Annotated in this window: 23 protein-coding genes and 1 pseudogene; 20 read left to right on the forward strand and 4 right to left on the reverse strand. The window is 73.6% G+C overall.

Features of this window, described 5'->3' with window-relative positions:
- Positions 1–225: 225 nt before the first annotated feature.
- The 9 genes and pseudogenes from E4P41_RS13420 to E4P41_RS13460 all read left to right on the forward strand — a co-directional run bounded on the left by E4P41_RS13420 (position 226) and on the right by E4P41_RS13460 (position 6150).
- The gene (locus E4P41_RS13420) at positions 226–729 is read left to right on the forward strand and encodes an OsmC family protein (protein ID WP_135141748.1); all 504 of its coding nucleotides are present in this window, start codon (positions 226–228) and stop codon (positions 727–729) included.
- Positions 729–1246, forward strand: a pseudogene (locus tag E4P41_RS23285) (GNAT family N-acetyltransferase). Before E4P41_RS13420 ends, E4P41_RS23285 begins: the two are co-directional and overlap by 1 nt.
- A 164-nt stretch (positions 1247–1410) precedes the next feature.
- On the forward strand, positions 1411–2658 hold the full coding sequence (locus E4P41_RS13430; RefSeq protein ID WP_135141749.1) for an ATPase, T2SS/T4P/T4SS family: 1248 nt from the start codon (positions 1411–1413) through the stop codon (positions 2656–2658).
- 73 nt (positions 2659–2731) lie between these two features.
- On the forward strand, positions 2732–3589 hold the full coding sequence (locus E4P41_RS13435) for a type II secretion system F family protein (RefSeq protein ID WP_135141750.1): 858 nt from the start codon (positions 2732–2734) through the stop codon (positions 3587–3589).
- On the forward strand, positions 3586–4527 hold the full coding sequence (locus E4P41_RS13440) for a type II secretion system F family protein (protein WP_209307707.1): 942 nt from the start codon (positions 3586–3588) through the stop codon (positions 4525–4527). Before E4P41_RS13435 ends, E4P41_RS13440 begins: the two co-directional genes overlap by 4 nt.
- Positions 4528–4556: 29 nt before the next feature.
- Positions 4557–4763: a hypothetical protein gene (locus E4P41_RS13445; protein ID WP_135141751.1), complete on the forward strand. Its 207-nt coding sequence runs from the start codon at positions 4557–4559 to the stop codon at positions 4761–4763.
- Positions 4756–5238, forward strand: coding sequence for a TadE/TadG family type IV pilus assembly protein (locus E4P41_RS13450; RefSeq protein ID WP_135141752.1), 483 nt, complete (start codon positions 4756–4758; stop codon positions 5236–5238). The genes E4P41_RS13445 and E4P41_RS13450 overlap by 8 nt, the downstream gene beginning before the upstream one ends.
- The gene (locus E4P41_RS13455) at positions 5235–5702 is read left to right on the forward strand and encodes a hypothetical protein (RefSeq protein WP_135141753.1); all 468 of its coding nucleotides are present in this window, start codon (positions 5235–5237) and stop codon (positions 5700–5702) included. The genes E4P41_RS13450 and E4P41_RS13455 overlap by 4 nt, the downstream gene beginning before the upstream one ends.
- Before the next feature lie 193 nt (positions 5703–5895).
- The gene (locus E4P41_RS13460) at positions 5896–6150 is read left to right on the forward strand and encodes a hypothetical protein (RefSeq protein ID WP_135141754.1); all 255 of its coding nucleotides are present in this window, start codon (positions 5896–5898) and stop codon (positions 6148–6150) included.
- Positions 6151–6213: 63 nt separating this feature from the next.
- Here E4P41_RS13460 and E4P41_RS13465 read toward each other — a convergent pair whose 3' ends face one another.
- On the reverse strand, positions 6214–7233 hold the full coding sequence (locus E4P41_RS13465) for a patatin-like phospholipase family protein (RefSeq protein WP_135141755.1): 1020 nt from the start codon (positions 7231–7233) through the stop codon (positions 6214–6216).
- A 113-nt stretch (positions 7234–7346) separates the two neighbouring features.
- A complete protein-coding gene (locus tag E4P41_RS13470) occupies positions 7347–7583 on the reverse strand; it encodes a hypothetical protein (protein ID WP_135141756.1) in 237 nt (78 codons plus the stop codon).
- A 40-nt stretch (positions 7584–7623) separates the two neighbouring features.
- Between E4P41_RS13470 and cutA the strand changes: the two genes are divergently transcribed.
- Together cutA and E4P41_RS13480 are read left to right on the forward strand one after the other, a co-directional pair.
- A complete protein-coding gene (gene cutA / locus E4P41_RS13475; protein WP_245177328.1) occupies positions 7624–7968 on the forward strand; it encodes a divalent-cation tolerance protein CutA in 345 nt (114 codons plus the stop codon).
- Between the two features lie 31 nt (positions 7969–7999).
- Positions 8000–9844 (forward strand): EAL domain-containing protein, encoded by a 1845-nt coding sequence (locus tag E4P41_RS13480; RefSeq protein WP_135141757.1) that lies wholly within the window; start codon positions 8000–8002, stop codon positions 9842–9844.
- A 123-nt stretch (positions 9845–9967) separates the two neighbouring features.
- On the opposite strand, the gene E4P41_RS13485 is transcribed toward E4P41_RS13480, so the two are convergent.
- Positions 9968–10255 (reverse strand): DUF6343 family protein, encoded by a 288-nt coding sequence (locus E4P41_RS13485; protein ID WP_135141758.1) that lies wholly within the window; start codon positions 10253–10255, stop codon positions 9968–9970.
- Between the two features lie 46 nt (positions 10256–10301).
- On the opposite strand from E4P41_RS13485, the gene prfB reads away from it, so the two are divergent.
- From prfB to E4P41_RS13525, 8 genes are all read left to right on the forward strand, one after another.
- Positions 10302–11414, forward strand: a complete 1113-nt coding sequence (prfB, locus tag E4P41_RS13490; RefSeq protein WP_135141759.1) for a peptide chain release factor 2 — start codon at positions 10302–10304, stop codon at positions 11412–11414.
- A gap of 226 nt (positions 11415–11640) precedes the next feature.
- Entirely contained in the window at positions 11641–12330 is a 690-nt protein-coding gene (gene ftsE, locus E4P41_RS13495) for a cell division ATP-binding protein FtsE (protein ID WP_135141760.1), read from the forward strand.
- A 46-nt stretch (positions 12331–12376) separates the two neighbouring features.
- A complete protein-coding gene (gene ftsX / locus E4P41_RS13500; RefSeq protein ID WP_135141761.1) occupies positions 12377–13261 on the forward strand; it encodes a permease-like cell division protein FtsX in 885 nt (294 codons plus the stop codon).
- Between the two features lie 121 nt (positions 13262–13382).
- Positions 13383–14258: a DUF559 domain-containing protein gene (locus tag E4P41_RS13505; protein WP_135141762.1), complete on the forward strand. Its 876-nt coding sequence runs from the start codon at positions 13383–13385 to the stop codon at positions 14256–14258.
- Positions 14259–14345: 87 nt separating this feature from the next.
- Entirely contained in the window at positions 14346–14822 is a 477-nt protein-coding gene (gene smpB / locus E4P41_RS13510; RefSeq protein WP_135141763.1) for an SsrA-binding protein SmpB, read from the forward strand.
- An 8-nt stretch (positions 14823–14830) separates the two neighbouring features.
- Complete coding sequence (locus E4P41_RS13515; protein ID WP_245177330.1) at positions 14831–15745, forward strand: NADP-dependent oxidoreductase; 915 nt, start codon at positions 14831–14833, stop codon at positions 15743–15745.
- Positions 15742–16632 carry an amidohydrolase family protein gene (locus E4P41_RS13520; RefSeq protein WP_135141765.1) on the forward strand — a complete coding sequence of 297 codons (891 nt, stop codon included), beginning with the start codon at positions 15742–15744 and terminating at the stop codon, positions 16630–16632. The genes E4P41_RS13515 and E4P41_RS13520 overlap by 4 nt, the downstream gene beginning before the upstream one ends.
- Positions 16629–16994, forward strand: coding sequence for a VOC family protein (locus E4P41_RS13525; RefSeq protein ID WP_135141766.1), 366 nt, complete (start codon positions 16629–16631; stop codon positions 16992–16994). Before E4P41_RS13520 ends, E4P41_RS13525 begins: the two co-directional genes overlap by 4 nt.
- 3 nt (positions 16995–16997) lie before the next feature.
- Here the strand turns inward: E4P41_RS13525 and E4P41_RS13530 are convergent, their stop codons facing one another.
- Entirely contained in the window at positions 16998–17318 is a 321-nt protein-coding gene (locus tag E4P41_RS13530; protein WP_135141767.1) for a GYD domain-containing protein, read from the reverse strand.
- A 115-nt stretch (positions 17319–17433) separates the two neighbouring features.
- Between E4P41_RS13530 and E4P41_RS13535 the strand changes: the two genes are divergently transcribed.
- On the forward strand, positions 17434–17772 hold a 339-nt coding region (locus tag E4P41_RS13535), incomplete at its 3' end, for a protein-tyrosine phosphatase family protein (RefSeq protein ID WP_209307708.1).

Here is a 17772-nt window from a genome sequence, read left to right on the forward strand (position 1 = left end):
CAGACGGCCTTCGAGGAGGCCGGCCTGCCCGACCTGTCTCCTCCGAGGACGGCTCCCACGGCCACTCCGGGGACGGGACGGGGGAGGCCTGACGTACCGGCCGACGCCCGCCGGCCGTACCGCGAGCGCCACGCCGGCCCGGAGCCGCGCAACGGTGCCCCCGTTCACCTGGCAATCGCCGTCCGCGGCCGCGAGCATGGGGCCTCGACGACACGGGGAGGCCGGATGGACGCCGCACGGTTGCGGGAACTGCAGGCACCGATCAAGCAGCGCTACCGCGACACACCTGCGACCGCCTGCGTGACGATGCACGCCGAGGCGGACTTCTCCGACCCTGGTGTCACGTGCACCGTGCAGACCTGGGCCGGCCCGGCCCGCGCCGGGCTGCACCCGTCGACCGGCGGCGACGGGAGCGACGCCTGCTCCGGCGACATGCTGCTCCAGGCCCTGCTGGCCTGCGCCGGGGTCACGATGCGCAGCGTGGCCACGGCGATGGGGGTCGAGATCCGCTCGGCGCGGCTCACCGCGCGCGGCGACATGGACGCCCGCGGCACCCTCGGCGTCTCGAGGGAGGCCCCGGTCGGGATGGGTTCGCTCACCGTGGACGCCGAGCTCGACACCGACGCCGACGACGCCACTCTCGCCAAGCTGGGGCAGCTCACCGAGCGGTACTGCGTCGTCGCCCAGACCCTGGCGCAGCCCCCGCACCTCACGGTCCGCCGCGTCTGATGCAGCGCTCGGTCGTCCTGGCGACCCCCCGGGCGCGCCTGACGACCTGGCTGGCCGAGGACCTGCCGGACCTGTGCGCGCTGCACGCCGACGCTCGGGCCATGCGCTTTCTGCGGTCCGGCGTGGAGGACCAAGCCGGTACGCGTGCCCGTCTCGACGCCTACCTCCGGGAGCAGGTCGAGCGGGGCTGGACCCGGTGGCGGGTCGAGGACAGGGCCGGCCGCATGGTGGGCCGCGCCGGCTTCCTGCCTTCCGTCGACGGTCGACGGCGGGAGCTGGGCTATCTGTTGGAGCCTCGACAGTGGGGAGGGGCCTGGCCACTGAGCTCGCCCGGGCGCTGGTGCACTGGCACGGCGAGAACCCGGACGGCGTGGACACCGAGCTGGAGGCGCACGTCTTCGCCGACCACGCTGCCAGCCGGCGGGTCCTGGAGAAGAGCGGCTTCGTGCTCGTGGGGCCGAGCGAGGACAAGGGGCCTGGTGTCGTCCTGTACGTCCACCTGGGGCGGCTGAGCTGACCACCTCCAGCGCCCGCCGGTGACCATCTCCGGTGGCGGGTGACACCTGACCGGGTGGCGCTCGGTGTCACGTCGTCCACAGATCGGGGCGACGGCCACCTGCGGACCGCCCCGTCCTCCTACTGTCCGTCGGAGTCCTGACCGGGCGTGACGACGGGGGTGCCGTGCCGACTGCGACCAGTGCGCTGGAGGTCGTCGACGGCGAGGTGCGCGAGCTGATCCGCCGGCGTGGGCTGGACCCGTTCACCGATCCGGGGCCGGTGCGCCTGCTGGTGCGCGACGTGGTGGCCGACTACTCGGAGCGGTCGCTGACGTCTGCGCTACCCGCGCTCGGCGACCCGGAGTCGGTGGTCCGCGACGTGCTGGACCGGGTGGCCGGGTTCGGGCCGCTGCAGCGGTGGCTGGACGACCCCGAGGTCGAGGAGATCTGGGTGAACGAGCCGGGCCGGGTGTTCGTCGCCCGGCGCGGCCGCAGCGAGCTGACGACGACGATCCTCGCGCCCGGGGAGCTGGCCGACCTGGTGGAGCGGATGCTGCGCACCTCGGGCCGGCGGATCGACATGTCGACGCCTTTCGTGGACGCGACGATGCCCGACGGGTCGCGGTTGCACGTGGTGATCCCGGACATCACCCGGCGGCACATGGCGGTCAACATCCGCAAGTTCGTGCTGCAGGCGCACTCGCTCGACGAGCTGGTGGCGCTGGGCACGCTGACCCCGCAGGCGGCCCGCTTCCTGGAGGCCGCGGTCGTCTCCGGGCTCAACGTCCTCGTCGCCGGCGGCACCCAGGCCGGCAAGACCACGCTGCTCAACTGCCTCTGCGCCGCGATCCCGGCGCGCGAGCGGGTGATCACCTGCGAGGAGGTCTTCGAGCTGCGGGTGCCGCTGCCCGACGTGGTGGCCATGCAGACCCGCCAGCCCAACCTCGAGGGCGCCGGGGAGATCCCGCTGCGCCGGCTGGTGAAGGAGGCGCTGCGGATGCGGCCCTCGCGCATCGTCGTCGGCGAGGTGCGCCAGGAGGAGTGCCTCGACCTGCTCATCGCCCTCAACTCGGGACTGCCGGGCATGTGCACGCTGCACGCCAACAGCGCCCGCGAGGCGGTCACGAAGATGTGCACGCTGCCGCTGCTGGCCGGCGAGAACATCGGCCACGCGTTCGTCGTCCCGACGGTGGCCGCCAGCGTCGACCTCGTCGTCCACGTGGGCAGCGACCCGGACGGACGGCGGCGGGTGCGGGAGGTCGTCGCCGTCCCGGGCCGTGCCGAGGACGGCGTCATCGAGCTCGCCGACGTCTTCACCACGCGCGACGGCCGGCTGGTGCGGGCCACCGGCTACCCACCGCGCCCCGAGCGCTTCGCCGCCCACGGGTTCGACCTGCCCGCCCTGCTCGACGACGCGCGGTGGCGGGCGTGACCGAGCTCGCGAGGTCACGCATGGACACAGCACCGCCCGACACGGGGCTGACGAGTGCCAGCGAGGAGGCCCCGTGACCGGGGCGCTGCTGGGACTGCTGCTGGGGGTCGGGCTGCTGCTGGTCTGGCGCAGCGGCCCGCGGGCCCCGCAGCGGCGCGACCGTGCCATGCGCCCGTCGCGGCGGCAGCAGCAACTGGCCGCGGCCGGCCTTCCCGGCATCAACGCCGCCCAGCTGACCGCGCTGCAGGTGGGCCTGGGGCTGCTCGCCACGGTCGTCGTCCTGCTCACCACCGGCACGGTCACCGTCAGCCTCCTCTTCGGGGCCTTCGCCGCCGCGCTGCCGGTCGTGCAGGTGCGCCGGCTGGCGGTCAAGCGGCGGGCGGACCTGCGCGAGGTGTGGCCGGAGGTCGTCGACAACCTCGCCTCCGCCGTCCGGGCCGGGCTCTCGCTGCCCGAGGCGCTCTCGGCGCTGTCGACCCGCGGCCCGGAGGTGCTGAGGCCGCCGTTCGCCCGCTTCGCTGCGGAGTACCGCTCCAGCGGCCGCTTCGGCGACTGCCTGGACCGGCTCAAGGACGACCTGACCGATCCGGTCGGCGACCGGATAGTGGAGACGCTGCGGGTGGCCCGCGAGGTCGGCGGCAGCGACCTGGGCCGGGTGCTGCGGACCCTCGCCTCCTTCCTCCGCGAGGACGCTCGCGCCCGGGCGGAGCTGGAGACCCGGCAGGGCTGGGTGGTCCAGGCCGCGCGGCTGGCCGTTGCCGCGCCGTGGGTGGTGCTGCTCCTGCTGGCCACCCAGTCGACGACGCTGGAGGCCTACGACTCGCCCATCGGCACGGCGATCCTGCTCGGCGGCGCGGCGGTCTGCCTCGCGTCCTACCGGCTCATGTTGCGGATCGGCCGGCTGCCGCAGGACGTGCGGGTGCTCCAGTGAGCGGCACCCTGGCGGGGATGCTGCTCGGCCTGGCCGCGGCGGCCGGCGCGCTCCTCGTGGTCACCTTCGCGCCGCCGTTCCGCTCGGTGCGCCTGGTCGACCGGCTGGCGCCGTACGTGCACGACACCCCACCGCCGTCCCGGCTGCTGGGGACGGCGACCGAGGCCGGTCTGCTCACCGCCGCCCGGCGGCTGTTCGGCCCGGTGGTCGCCGACGGCGCCCGCCTGGTCGACCGCGTCCTCGGCGGCCGGACGGCGGTGCGCCGCCGGCTCGACGCACTCGGCAGCGACCTCGGGGTCGAGGACTTCCGCGTCGAGCAGGTGGTGTGGGGCGGTCTGGGGCTGCTCGGCGCGGCCCTGCTCGCGGCGGTCGGGTCGCTGCTGGCCGGGGACGTCAACGTGCTCTCGGTGGCGCTGCTGTGCGTGGCCGGCCTGGTCGGCGGCGTCCTCGGCCGTGACTGGTGGCTGGCCCAGCAGGTGCGCCGCCGCGAGGAGCTGCTGCTGGCGGAGTTCCCGGTGGTGGCCGAGCTGCTGGCGCTGGCGGTCACCGCGGGGGAGGGCCCGACCGCGGCCATCGCCCGGGTGACCCGGCTCTCCGGTGGCGAGCTGGCCCGCGAGCTGGGCGCCGCGCTCGGCCGCGCCAGGGCGGGTGTGCCGATGACCGAGGCGCTCCAGGAGCTCGCCGACCGGACGTCGCTGGACCCTCTGGCCCGCTTCGTCGACGGCCTGCTCGTCGCCCTGGAGCGCGGCACTCCGCTGGCCGAGGTGCTCCGCGCCCAGGCCGCCGACGTCCGGGAGGCCGGCAAGCGCCGCCTGCTCGAGGCCGGCGGCCGCAAGGAGATCGCGATGATGGTCCCGGTCGTCTTCCTGGTGCTCCCGGTGACCGTCCTCTTCGCGCTCTACCCCGGCTTGATCAGCATCGTCACGCTGGCGCGATGAGCCCGCGGACACGACAGGAAGGACGCAGCATGCCGTTTCTCACGGGGGTCCTCGCGGCGCTGGCCGCACTGGCCGACCGGCTCCGAGGAGACGACCCCGAGCGGGGCGACGTGCCCGGTTGGGTCATGATCACGGTGATGACGGCGGCCCTGGTGCTGGCCATCCTCATCCCCTTTCGCGAGGCGATCCTCGCCGCGGTCACCAACGCCCTGGCGTCCGTCACGACCGGTGGCTGAAGAAGGTCAAAGGACCACGTCCTCCCCACCCCTCGCACGCTCGGGGCGGGACCCGGGACGCGGCCGCCCACGCCTCGCAGGCTCGCAGCTCGGCGGCGAGCGGGGTGGCGCGGTCGTCGAGTTCGTCTTCGTGTCGGTGCTGGTCGTGGTGCTGCTGCTGGCGGTCCTGCAGGTCGCCGTCTACGTGCACGTGCGCAACGTGGTGACGGCGAGCGCGCAGGAAGGCGCCCGGTACGCGGCCAACGCCGACGTGCCGCCGTCCGCCGGTGCCGACCGCGCGGTGGCCGTCGTGGCGCGGGCGACCTCGCAGCAGACCGCCGACGGGCTGGTGTGCAGCTCGGGAGAGGAGGCCGACGCCAGCGGGCTGACCCTGGTGGTGGTCCGCTGCTCGGGCGCGGTGCCGACGCTGCTGGCCGGGCTGGGCTCGGTGCTGCCGGTCGAGGTCACCGGCCGGTCGGTCGAGGAGGCAGCGTGAGGCGGCTGCGGGCCCGGCTGGGCATGCTGGACGGCGAACGCGGCTCGGCACTCGTCGAGTTCGTCTTCATCGCGATCGTCGTCTTCGTGCCGCTGGTCTACATCGTGGCCGGGTTCTCGGCGGTGCAGCGCGGGGTGTTCGCCTCGACCGCGGCGGCCCGGGAAGGGGGGCGGGCGATGGGCACCGCGCCGGACCCGGTGACCGGCGCGGCCCGCGCGGAGGTGGCCGCCCGGCTGGCGGTTCAGGACCAGGCGGTCGACGCCACCGACGTCCGGATTGCCTACGCGCCGGCGGGTGCCGGCTGCGATGCCGCAGGGAGCTACGCGCCGACGCTGACGCCGGGGGAGGAGTTCTCGGTCTGCGTGACCGTCACGGTGCGGATCCCGCTGCTGCCGGAGTTCGTCGACGCCAACACCGCCACCGGCCAGTTCGTCGTCGAACGCGACCGCTACGTCGACGGCTGACCAGCCGCGGCCGGCCACAGCGCCACGGCAACTCCCGCGCCACGGGGCCGAGCGCGGTCCCGTCGCCACGCGGTGACGGAACGTGGTGCCCCCGCGCTAGGAGCGGGAGGCGTCGGTACTGGGCGTCGACGGCGGCTCCCCGGGAGGCCACCATGGCCGCACCCATCCCGGTGCCGGCCACGAGGAGTGCGCCATGCGAGCACGGCAGGCAGTGATCACCTCAGCAGCAGTCGGGCTGCTCGTCCTCGTTCCCACGTCGGTCGCGTCCGCGGCCCCGACGCCCGGTGGCTGCCGGGACTTCGGCGCCAACGTCAGCGGACTCGCGCGGGATCCCGCCGTCGACTTCGGCGGCAACGCGTCCGGTGCCGCGCGCGCGTTCCCGGGCGCGTTCCCTCAGCTCGTCGTGCGCCCCGAGCAGGAGCGGTTCTGCGGTGAATCGGACGCGTGACCGGGACCGGTGATGCCGAGGCCGTTCAGCGCACGCCCGGCGTCCCGTTGGTCGCGGTGACCGTCACCCGCCCGACCCTCGACCGGATCCCGTCCCGCGGCACTCCCGCAGGTACTCCTCCCAGTTCCACCCGGCGAGGAACTCCCGGGCCGCCGCGGATCCCGAGGCGATCAGCCGGGCTCGCTCTGCAACCCCGATGTCGAACTCGGTGAGGCCGGTGCCGGTCGTGTCGATGGGGAAGGCCCGGCGGCGCACGCACGGCTGGGCGAGGTAGCCGCGGTCCCGCGCGGTGACCGTGGTGGCCACTAGCGAGTCGAGCAGCCGCAGTGGCGGCGGCAGCAGCCAGCGGTGCGGGAAGACCGACACGTCCTCGTCGGAGAGCGTGGCCCCGACACCGACCCCGAACGTCGGCCAGCGTGGTACGGCGCCGTCGGTGCGGTCGAAGGTCTCCACCGGGAAGTTCGACAGCACCCCGCCGTCCACCAGGGTCGACCGGCCCCCGGTGCGACGGTTCCGCAATGTCCGGGGAGCGAAGAAGTACGGGATCGCCAGCGACGCCCGAACGGCGTCGGCGACGGGCTGGGCATCGGGATCCAGGCCGTACTCGCGGTAGTCCCAGGGCAGCCGCAGCAGCCGGCCGCGGGTGACGTCGGTCGCCGTCACCACCAGGCGGTAGCGCTGCCACGGCGCCAGGGCCGGGTCGTCGCCGGGGTCGTCGCGGCGGAGATCGCCGAAGGTGTGCACGCCGAGGTCGGCCAGCTCGCGGCGCACCCACTCGGTGATGTAGCGCCCCGGGTGCAGCCCGGAGCGCGTCAGCAGCCCGATCGCCGGCGCGACGACGGGCACCGGCGCCCAGGCGTCGGGGACGCGGTCGTACTCCAGCCGGGACGCCCGCTCCAGCACACCCTCGGCGTCCAGCCCCGTCGCGAGGAACGCGGCGAGGACGGCGCCCGCCGACGAGCCGGCGACCCGCTCGAACCGGTACCGGCCCAGCAGCTCGAGAGCGGCGCCGACGAGGGCGATCCCCTTGACGCCACCGCCCTCGAGGACGAGGTCGGCCGGCAGTCGGTCGGGAGGGGTCACGTGTCCTCCTCGCTGGCGCTCGTCGCCCACGTGCCCGAGGGTGCTGCGCCCATGCCTGAAGTCGCGAGCTCGGTCACGTCCCTCGAACCGTAGGCGCAACCCCTCCGCTCGGCTCAGCCGCCGCGCTGCACCTCGGCGGCCACGACACCGCGAACCGCGAGGACGAGCGCCTCGTCGGAGGTGTCCCCGCGCTCCAGGGCGTCGCGGGCGCCCTCGGGCAGCGTGGCGAGGTCGACGTCGTCGAGCCAGGCCGTGTCGTTCCCGACCCGGTGCCCCACCTTCAGGCTGCCGCCCGCGGGGCGGAGCAGGTAGTCCTCGCTGTCGATCCGGACGGTCATCTCGTCGCTCATGGACCCAGCCCTACCCCACGGAACTGTCATCCCACCCCTGTTGGATGGCCGCGTGGTGGAGGAGTGCTGCGAGATCGTCGTCACCGGAGGTGACGCCGAGTGGCTGAGCGGGTACATACGGATACTGGTGGAGGAGAGGCTGGCCGCCTGCGGCCACCAGCTCGCCGCGATCCGGTCGGTCTACCGCTGGGAGGGTGCCGTGCACGACGAGCCCGAGGCGCGCGTCGCGCTGCACACCCGCCGGTCGCTCGTGCCGGAGGTCGTCGCGCGCACCGCCGAGCTCCACCCCTACGACGTCCCGTGCGTGGTCGCCATCCCGCTCGTCGGCGGCAACCCCGACTACCTGCGGTGGGTGGTCCAGGAGACGAGGGAGCCGGAGAGCTGAATCACGGTCACCCGAGAGGAGTTGCGGGGGCATGAGCGCCGTGGAGACGGGCACCGTATCCGTCGAGGCCGACGAGGACCGCTGGGACCTGGCAGGAGTGCGCGTGGGACGACGACCGGGAGAGCCCGACCTGCCGCTCGACGTCCGCCGCCGGGTGGAGGGTCCCACCCAGTCCGCCGTCGTCGTGGAAGCCGTGCTCGACGCGCTGCCGTCGCCGACCCTGCTCATCGACGCCGCGGGCACGGTGCTGCTGTCCAACACCGCATGGGACAAGGCCGCCGACGTCCTCGGCGACGACCGGGTGCGCATCGGGGTCGACGGCGACTACTTCGCGATGGCCCGCCGGCTCAACAGGACGGAGAGCACCGCCGCCCTCATCGACCAGCTGCGTGCCCTCTCCCGCGGCGAGCGGTTCTCCGTGCAGGCCGACTACGCCCTCGACCTCCCCGGCGGCACCCGGTGGATCCACCTGCAGGCCTCCCGGGTCGACCAGGCCGGCCAGGTCGTCGTCACCCACACCGACGTCACCTCGCGGGTCGCCGCCGAGCGCGCGTCGGACTGGCGGGCCCGCCACGACACCCTCACCGAGCTGCCCAACCGCGCCCACCTGCACGAGCTCATCGACGCGGAGCTGCAGCGGCCCGACCGGGGCCCGGTCTCGGTGCTCTTCCTCGACATCGACGGCTTCAAGGACGTCAACGACTCCCTCGGCCACGACGCCGGCGACGACCTGCTGCGCCAGGTGGCCGGTCGGCTGACCGGCTCCACCCGCGCCGGCGACACCGTCGGCCGGCTGGGTGGGGACGAGTTCGTCGTCCTGTGCCGCGACTGCGACACCGTGGGCGCCGAGGCCCTCGCCGACCGCTGCCGGGCCAGCATCGACCGCCCCTTCGACCTCGGCGGCCGGCTGGTGCGCCTGGGTGTCAGCATCGGCGTCGCGACGGCTCCAGAGTCCCGGCCCTCTCCGATGCGCTCCACCGACCTGGTGCGCGACGCCGACCTGGCGATGTACGCGGCGAAGGCGGCCGGCCGCAACCGGGTCCGGCTGTTCACCGCCGACCTGCGCGCCGCCGCGCAGCGCAAGGCCACCGTCGCCGCCGAGTTGCGGGAGGCCATCCTCGGCGACCAGCTGACGCTGCACTACCAGCCGATCGTCCAGCTGCCCTCGCGGCGGTGCACCGGGATGGAGGCACTGGTCCGCTGGCAGCATCCCGAACGCGGGCTGCTCGCGCCGGCCGAGTTCCTGCCGACGGCGGCCCAGCACGACCTGATGACGCCCATCGCCCGCTGGGTGCTGCGTGCCGCCGCCCGGCAGACCGCAGCGTGGGCGGCGGGCGGCCTGCACTTGGTGACCTCGGTCAACATCAGCGCCAGCCACGTCGCCACCGGCACACTGGTCGCCGACGTCCACGGGGCCCTGGCCGAGGCCGGGCTGCCACCGGAGCAGCTCGTCGTCGAGCTCACCGAGACCTCGGTCGCCGAGGACGCCGAGCGCGCCGCCGCGCAGTTCGCCGAGCTGCGCCGCTCCGGTGTCGAGGTGTCCATCGACGACTTCGGCAGCGGCTTCTCGTCGCTGGGGCAGCTGGTGGCGATGCCCGCCGGCATCCTCAAGATCGACCGAAGCCTGGTGGCCGTCCCCGAGAACCGGCGCAGCGAGGCCGCCGCGGCCATCGCCGCCGTCGTCGCCCTCGGCCGTGCCTGCGGCGTGCGCAGCCTCGTCGAGGGCGTCGAGACCCCCGAGCAGCTCGACCTCGCCGTCGAGCTCGGCTGCAGCTTCGCGCAGGGGTTCCACATCGCCCGGCCGATGCCGGCCGACCGCGTCGCCGGCTGGCTGGTCGGCCGCGGCGAGCACGCCCTGGCCGTCGCCGCCCGCTGAAGAAGGACCCCGTCCTCCCCACCCCTCGGAGAAGGACCCCCTGCCCCCCACCACTCGCAGGCTTGCGGTGGGACCCTGCAGGGAGCCGGGCCGGGGAGGGGGCCGCCGACGGCCTCGCTGAGCTCAGCCGGGTTCGCCACGCGCCTTGCGCCGGGCCACCACGACCACGTCGACGGCGGCCACCGCGGCGAGCACGAGCAGCACGACCGCCGGCCAGACCGGCAGGTCACCGGCCAGCCACAGCAGGCCGGCGCCCAGGCAGAAGACGAGGCCGAAGCCGGCCAGGACCAGCCGCAGTGTCAGGGCCGACCGGGCCGGAGGCGCGCCGCCGATGCCGGCGGTCGGGTCGTGGTGGTCGGGGAGGCCGCGCTCGTAGTCCTCGCGGGGTCGCCGTCGACGAGGCTCGCTCATGCCACCGCTGCCTACCCCGGCCGGAGGCGCACTACCCTGGGAAGACGTGGCCGCTGACTTCTCCGTCGTCCTGGACGAGCTCGACACGACCCTGACGTCGATCGAGGCGGTCCTCGACGTCGACCGCCTGCGCCGCGAGGTGGCCGAGCTCGAGCAGCAGGCCGCCGCGCCCGACCTCTGGAACGACGTCGAGGCCGCCCAGGCGCTGACCTCGAGGCTCTCCTACCTGCAGGGCGACCTGCGTCGCGTCGAGGAGCTGCGCAGCCGCCTGGACGACGTCGGGCTGCTGCACGAGATGGCCGTCGAGGAGGGCGACGAGGCGACCGCCGTCGAGGCGGAGCGCGAGCTGGAGAGCCTGCGCACGGCGATCGACGAGCTCGAGGTCCGCACCCTGCTGTCGGGGGACTACGACTCCCGCGAGGCCCTGGTCACCATCCGCTCGGAGGCCGGCGGGGTCGACGCCGCCGACTTCGCCGAGATGCTCATGCGCATGTACCTGCGCTGGGCCGAGCGGCACAAGTACCCGATCGAGCTGTACGACGTCAGCTACGCGGAGGAGGCCGGCATCAAGTCGGCGACCTTCGCGGTCAAGCAGCCCTACGCCTACGGCACGCTCTCGGTCGAGCAGGGCACCCACCGGCTGGTTCGCATCTCGCCGTTCGACAACCAGGGCCGCCGGCAGACGTCGTTCGCCGGCGTCGAGGTGCTGCCGGTCGTCGAGCAGACCGACCATGTCGACATCCCGGAGAACGAGGTCCGCATCGACGTCTTCCGATCCAGCGGCCCCGGCGGGCAGAGCGTCAACACCACCGACTCCGCCGTCCGGATCACCCACCTGCCCACCGGCATCGTCGTCTCCTGCCAGAACGAGAAGTCGCAGATCCAGAACCGCGCCGCCGCGATGCGGGTGCTCCAGGCGCGGCTGCTGGCCAAGCGGCAGGAGGAGCAGCGGGCGGAGATGGACGCCCTGCGCGGGGAGGGCAGCAGCTGGGGCAACCAGATGCGCTCCTACGTGCTGCACCCGTACCAGATGGTCAAGGACCTGCGGACCGAGCAGGAGACCGGCAACACCGCCGCCGTCCTGGACGGCGAGATCGACCCGTTCATCGAGGCAGGCATCCGCTGGCGCCGTCAGCAGGAGTCGGTCACCGCCGGCTGACCGCGGCGCGCAGGCCGGCCGGCGTCATCGCCGGCTGGCCCGGGACATCGGGATCAGGCGTCCCGTCCACCACAGGCGTCGCACGGTGGGTCCGGGAATGGGCCACGCTGGGTGACGGGCGTCCGGGACCGCCCGGTGGGGTCGTGATGCGCGGTGAGGCCGCCTCGGCGACAGGCCTGCGCACGACACTCCATCCTCCAACGTTCGAGAGGTACCGTGGCCCCTCGTGATCGAACTGCAACACGTCACCAAGCTCTACCCGGCCAGTTCGCGGCCGGCCCTCGATGACGTGTCCACGGAGATCGGCAAGGGGGAGTTCGTCTTCCTCATCGGCTCCTCGGGCTCGGGCAAGTCGACCTTCCTGCGGCTGCTGCTGAAGGAGGACGACCCGACCAAGGGCACGGTCATGGTCAACGGCAAGGCGCTGAACACGATGAGCAAGTGGCAGGTGCCGAAGCTGCGCCGCACCATCGGCTGCGTCTTCCAGGACTTCCGGCTGCTGCGCAACCGCACCGTGGCCCAGAACGTGGCCTTCGCGCTGGAGGTCATCAACAAGCCCCAGCGCACCATCAAGCGCGTCGTCCCCGAGGTGCTGGAGATGGTCGGGCTCGAGGGCAAGGCCAACCGGCTGCCCGGCGAGCTCTCCGGTGGCGAGCAGCAGCGCGTCGCCATCGCCCGCGCGTTCGTCAACCGGCCGCTGGTGCTCCTCGCCGACGAGCCCACCGGGAACCTCGACCCGGAGACCAGCGAGGGCATCATGCTGCTGCTGGAGCGGATCAACCGCACCGGCACGACCGTCGTCATGGCGACGCACGACTACCACATCGTCGACTCGATGCGCCGCCGCGTCATCGAGCTCAACGGGGGAGTGCTCACCCGCGACCAGTCGCGCGGCGTCTACGGGGTCGGCCGCTGACACGGCGTCCCCCTCCTCCGCCTGCCTGAACTACGACAGGAAATCCATGCGCGTCAACTTCGTGCTCTCCGAGGTGGCCACCGGGCTGCGTCGCAACCTGACCATGACGGTCGCGATGGTCCTGACCACGGCCATCTCGCTCGGCCTCATGGGCACCGGCCTGCTGATCGCCGGGATGATCTCCGACATGAAGGAGATCTACTACGACAAGGTGCAGGTCTCCATCTTCCTGGCCGACGACGTCACCGACGAGCAGCGGGCGGCGATCGAGCAGCAGCTGGCGAACTCGCCCGAGGTGGCCAACTACCTCTACGAGTCCAAGGAAGAGGCCTACGCCCGCTTCCAGCAGCAGTTCAGCCAACAGCCGGAGCTCGTCCAGAACACCCCTCCGGACGCGCTGCCGGAGAGCTTCCGCGTCGAGCTGGTCAACCCCGAGCGCTACGAGGTCATCGCCGCGCAGTTCCCGAACGGCGAGAACGGCGTCGACCAGGTCCGGGACGAGGGTGACTTCCTCGACCGGCTGTTCAGCCTGCTCAACGGCGCCCGCAACGCAACGATCGCCGTGGCCGTCATCCAGGCGCTCGCGGCGTTGCTGCTGATCTCCAACACCATCCAGCTCGCCGCCTTCAACCGGCGCAACGAGACCAACATCATGCGGCTGGTCGGCGCCTCGCGCTGGTACACCCAGCTGCCGTTCATCCTCGAGGCCGCGCTGGCCGGGCTGATCGGTGCGCTGCTCGCGGTCGGCGGACTGGTCGTCACCAAGGTGCTCTTCGTCGACAAGACCCTCGCCGGGCCGATCCGGGCCGGGATCATCCCGCCGGTCGACTGGGGGGCGATCGCCACGATCAGCCCGATCATCGCCGCTGCCGGCGTGGGCCTGGCCGCGATCGCCGCCTACGTGACGCTGCGCCTCTACGTCCGCATCTGACACTTCGCGAGATCTGCACACTCGGGGTTCTCAGTCACCCGAACGGCCCGAGTGTGCAGATCTCGCGCGGGCCTGTGGACAGCGTCGGCGGGTTCGGCGCCCTTCCGGCCAGGCTGTCCGCATGCCGAGACGACCAGCGGCCAGCCGTCTGACCGGTCCCGCCACGCGCAGGATGGCCCTCGAGGCCGGTATCAGCGACGAGCAGCTGAGGCAGCGGGACGTCGTCCGGCTGTCCCGGGACACGTACCTCCCGAGGGCCACTGCCGCCGACCTCGGTGCCCGCATGGACGCGGTGCTGATGACGGCGCCCGACGGAGCCGTCATCAGCCACCGGACCGCTGCGGCGGTGTGGGGTCTGGCCATCCCGCTGCAGCCGGACGACGACCGGGTGCACCTGACCGTGGCGACGGGGTCGGCTGTTCGGGCGCGGAGGGACCGGTGCATCCACCGGAGCCCGCTGACTCCCGACGAGGTCACGAGCCGGCACCGCCTCCCGATCACGACACCGGCGCGCACATGGCGGGATCTCGCCGCCACGCTCGACCGAGCGCCTCTGCTGGCGATCACCGACCAGCTCCTGAGGGTCCACTGCAGCGCTGCCGACCTCGCTCGGCAACTGGCGCGCCGACCCTCCGGTCGCGGTGCCGCTCGAGCGCGTGACGTCCTCCCGGTCGCCGATCCGCGGTCGGAGTCCCCCATGGAGTCGGTGCTGCGCTGGTTGATCCACGCGGCCGGCCTGACCGCGCCCGAGCTGCAGTTCGTCGTCCGTTCCGACGGTGGGGTGTTCCTCGGGCGGGCCGACCTTGCGTGGCCGGACAGGAAGGTCCTGGTCGAGTTCGACGGAGACGGGCACCGGGCACGGGAGGTCTTCGTCAAGGACCTGCGCCGCCAGAACGACCTGGTGGCGGCCGGCTGGACCGTCCTCCGGTTCAGCTCGGCCGACGTCCTGGGCAGGCCCGGCGAGGTGATCGCGGCGATCCGGGCGGCCCTCCGGTGAGCGAGATCTGCACACTCGGGGCTCTCAGCCGCCCGAACGGCCCGAATGTGCAGATCTCGCGGGATGGGGCGCCGGTAACCTGGAGCCATGCCGCGTGAGACCGGGCGGAAGCTCATCGCCCAGAACAAGAAGGCGCGGCACGACTACTCGATCCTCGACACCTACGAGGTGGGCCTGGTGCTCACCGGCACCGAGGTGAAGAGCCTGCGTGCCGGCCGTGCCTCCCTCGTCGACGGGTTCGCCACGGTGGACGACGGCGAGGTCTGGCTGCAGCACGTCCACATCCCCGAGTACACCCAGGGCACCTGGACCAACCACGCCCCGCGCCGCAAGCGCAAGGTGCTCATGCACCGCGCCGAGATCGACAAGCTGATCGGCAAGACCAAGGAGGGCGGCCTGACCCTCGTGCCGCTCGACCTGTACTTCAAGGACGGCAAGGTCAAGGCCACCCTGGCGCTGGCGAAGGGCAAGAGGTCCTACGACAAGCGCCAGGACATGGCCGAGCGGGACTCGCGCCGGGAGATCCAGCGGGCCTTCGGCCGGTACGTGAAGGGACGGCGGTAGTGCGGGGCGTGGCCTACGACGCGTTCGGCGGCCCCGAGGTCCTGACCGTGCGCGACGACCTGCCCGACCCGCCGGTCGGCCCCGACACCGTGCTGGTGCGGGTGCACGCGGCCGGGGTGAACCCGGTCGACCTGCTCATCCGGCAGGGCGGGCTGGCCGGCGCCTACCCGCACCACTTCCCGATCGTCCCCGGCTGGGACGTCGCCGGGGTCGTCGAGGCCGCCGGCCCCGCCGTCACCGCGTTCGCTCCCGGCGACGAGGTGTACGGCTACGTCCGCCGGGACGACGTCCAGTGGGGGACGACGGCCGAGCTGGTGCCGGCGCCGCAGCGGTGCCTGGCGCCCAAGCCCTCGTCACTGTCCTTCACCGAGGCGGCCGGGGTGCCGCTGGCGGGTCTCACGGCCTACCAGTCGCTGACCGAGGCGCTCGACGTCGGTGAGGGCGATCGCGTGCTGGTGCACCGCGCCGCCGGCGGGGTCGGCTTCTCCGCCGTCCAGATCGCCGTCGCGCTCGGCGCACACGTCATCGGCACGGCCAGCCCGCGCAACCACGGCTTCCTCCGCGACGCGGGCGTCGCCGAGGTGTTCGACCACTCGGCCGGGCCGATCAGCGAGCAGCTGTCCGAGCCGGTCGACGCGGTCCTCGACCTGGTCGGGGGTGACACCCTGGCCGACGCCCCGAAGCAGGTCCGTGACCGCGCCCGCATCGCCTCGGTCGTCGACCCGGTGGTCAACGAGATGGGCGGTCGCTACGTCTTCGTCCGCCCCGACTCCCACGACCTCGAGGAGCTCGGTCGGATGGCCGACGCCGGACAGCTGCGGGTGGCGGTCGCCAAGGCGTTCCCCCTGGAGCAGGTGCGCGAGGCGCAGGAGCTGGTCGCGGGCGGGCACGTGCGCGGCAAGGTGGTGATCACGCTCCGGTGACCACCCCTCCGGTCGACGACGCCGACGTCCCCCGGTACTGGCGCGAGCTGGGCCTGCCCGGGCTGGTCGACGTGCACGTGCACTTCCTGCCCGAACGGGTGCAGGCCAAGGTGTGGGCGTACTTCGCGGGGGCCGAGACGCACTACGGCGCCGCCTGGCCGATCCAGTACCCGCTGTCCGACACCGACCGGCTCGAGCACCTCGGCCGGCTCGGCGTCCGGGCCTTCCCGACGCTGCCCTACCCGCACAAGTCGGGCATGGCCGCCTGGCTCAACGACTGGTCGGCCGAGTTCGCCGCCGGCCGCCCGCAGGTGCTGCACTCGGCGACCTTCCACCCCGAGCCCGAGGCGGCGTCCTACGTGGAGACGGCCCTGGCCGCCGGAGCGCGGGTGTTCAAGGTGCACGTCCAGGTCGGCGCCTTCGACCCCCGGCACCCGCTGCTGGACCCGGTGTGGGCGCGGCTGGAGAAGACCGGCACCCCCGTGGTCATCCACTGCGGGTCGGGGCCGCTGGCCGGCGAGCACACCGGTCCCGAGCCGATGACCGGCCTGCTCGAGCGGTATCCGCGGCTGCAGCTGGTCATCGCCCACCTCGGCATGCCCGAGTACCGGGCGTTCCTCGACCTCGCCGAGCGGTACGAGCGCGTCCACCTGGACACCACGATGTTCGCCACCGACTTCACCGAGCGGCTGATGCCCTTCGACCCCGCCGACCGGCCTCGGCTGGCCGCGCTGCGGGACAAGGTGCTGCTCGGCAGCGACTTCCCGTCCATTCCGTATCCCTACGCCCACCAGCTGGCGGCCCTGCACCGGCTGGACCTGGGGGAGGAGTGGCTGCGCGCGGTCCTGTGGTCCAACGGCGCCCGGCTGTTCGGGGTGGCGCCGTGAGGCTCACCGCCACCGTGCTCGACACCCCCGACCCGCCCGGCCTGGCGCGCTTCTACCAGCGGCTGCTCGGCTGGCCCCTCGGGACCGACACCCCGCAGTGGGCGACGCTGCGCCCGGAGGACGGCGGCGCGGGCCTGTCCTTCCAGCTGGAGGAGGACCACGTCCCGCCGGTGTGGCCGGCCGGCCCGGGCGACCCGCGGATGCAGCTGCACCTCGACATCGAGGTCGACGACCTCGACGCTGCGGTCACGCTCGCCGTCCAGGCCGGCGCGACGGTGGCGGAGTTCCAGCCGCAGGACGACGTCCGGGTCTGCCTGGACCCCGCCGGCCACCCGTTCTGCCTGTTCGTGGCCGAGGGGTGACCCTCAGGCGGGGCCCGGGCCGTAGTCGGGGTGCAGCCGGGCGGCCCGGTCCACCTCCTCGGGCGTGACCAGGACGACGGTACGGACGGCGGCCACGCCTCCCGCGCTGATCGACAGCGACAGGGCCGCGGCGGCCGCGGCGTCGGGCAGGTCGACGACGGCGTAGACGTCGGCGTCGCCCAGCGCGAAGTCGAAGCTCTCCAGCCGTCCCTCGAGGTCCAGGACGGCGTGCTCGAAGACGCTGCGGCGGGCCGACCCGCCGCCGGCCATCACCGCCCGCGCCCCCTGGGCCTCGTACCGGGCGATGACCAGGAAGCGGGGCACGGGGCCCTCCTCTCGGCGGCGTGCGCCGATGCTGGCGGTCGGTGACCTCGGCCGCAAGGGCAGGATCCGACCGAACCCGGTCGACCGGCGGGTCGGGCGTCCCTACGCTGCGCGCGTGCCCGAGCCGGTGGACATGACCTGGGACGACGATGCCGGGCTGGTCGAGCTGCCCGGTGGGGTTCGGGTCCGGGGGCGCGAGCTGGGCGCTCCGGCGTCGCCGGCCGACCACGCCGTCGTCCTCGGGAAGGGGCCGCTGCCGCCGTGGCCGGCCCGCCGGGTGCGCTGGCCGGACTTCTGGGTGCCGCTCGACCGCGACGACGCCCTGGCCGCCCTCACCGAGGCCCTCGAGCGGGCGCGGGCCGGGGGACGGGTCGAGGTGGCCTGCCGCGGCGGGGTCGGCCGCACCGGCACCGCGCTGGCCGCGCTCGCCGTCCTCGACGGGCTACCGGAGATC

This window comes from Geodermatophilus sp. DF01-2 (assembly GCF_004571065.1).
In the GTDB taxonomy this organism is placed as follows: domain Bacteria; phylum Actinomycetota; class Actinomycetes; order Mycobacteriales; family Geodermatophilaceae; genus Geodermatophilus.

What these genes read in the sequence shown, in the direction of transcription:
- E4P41_RS13480 (WP_135141757.1), top strand. Translation starts at nt 8,000, where the DNA reads ATGAGCGCCGTGGAGACGGGCACCGTATCCGTCGAGGCCGACGAGGAC.
- E4P41_RS13460 (WP_135141754.1), top strand. Translation starts at nt 5,896, where the DNA reads ATGCGAGCACGGCAGGCAGTGATCACCTCAGCAGCAGTCGGGCTGCTC.
- E4P41_RS13470 (WP_135141756.1), bottom strand. Translation starts at nt 7,583, where the DNA reads ATGAGCGACGAGATGACCGTCCGGATCGACAGCGAGGACTACCTGCTC.
- E4P41_RS13445 (WP_135141751.1), top strand. Translation starts at nt 4,557, where the DNA reads ATGCCGTTTCTCACGGGGGTCCTCGCGGCGCTGGCCGCACTGGCCGAC.
- E4P41_RS13485 (WP_135141758.1), bottom strand. Translation starts at nt 10,255, where the DNA reads ATGAGCGAGCCTCGTCGACGGCGACCCCGCGAGGACTACGAGCGCGGC.
- ftsX (WP_135141761.1), top strand. Translation starts at nt 12,377, where the DNA reads ATGCGCGTCAACTTCGTGCTCTCCGAGGTGGCCACCGGGCTGCGTCGC.
- E4P41_RS13420 (WP_135141748.1), top strand. Translation starts at nt 226, where the DNA reads ATGGACGCCGCACGGTTGCGGGAACTGCAGGCACCGATCAAGCAGCGC.
- E4P41_RS13505 (WP_135141762.1), top strand. Translation starts at nt 13,383, where the DNA reads ATGCCGAGACGACCAGCGGCCAGCCGTCTGACCGGTCCCGCCACGCGC.
- smpB (WP_135141763.1), top strand. Translation starts at nt 14,346, where the DNA reads ATGCCGCGTGAGACCGGGCGGAAGCTCATCGCCCAGAACAAGAAGGCG.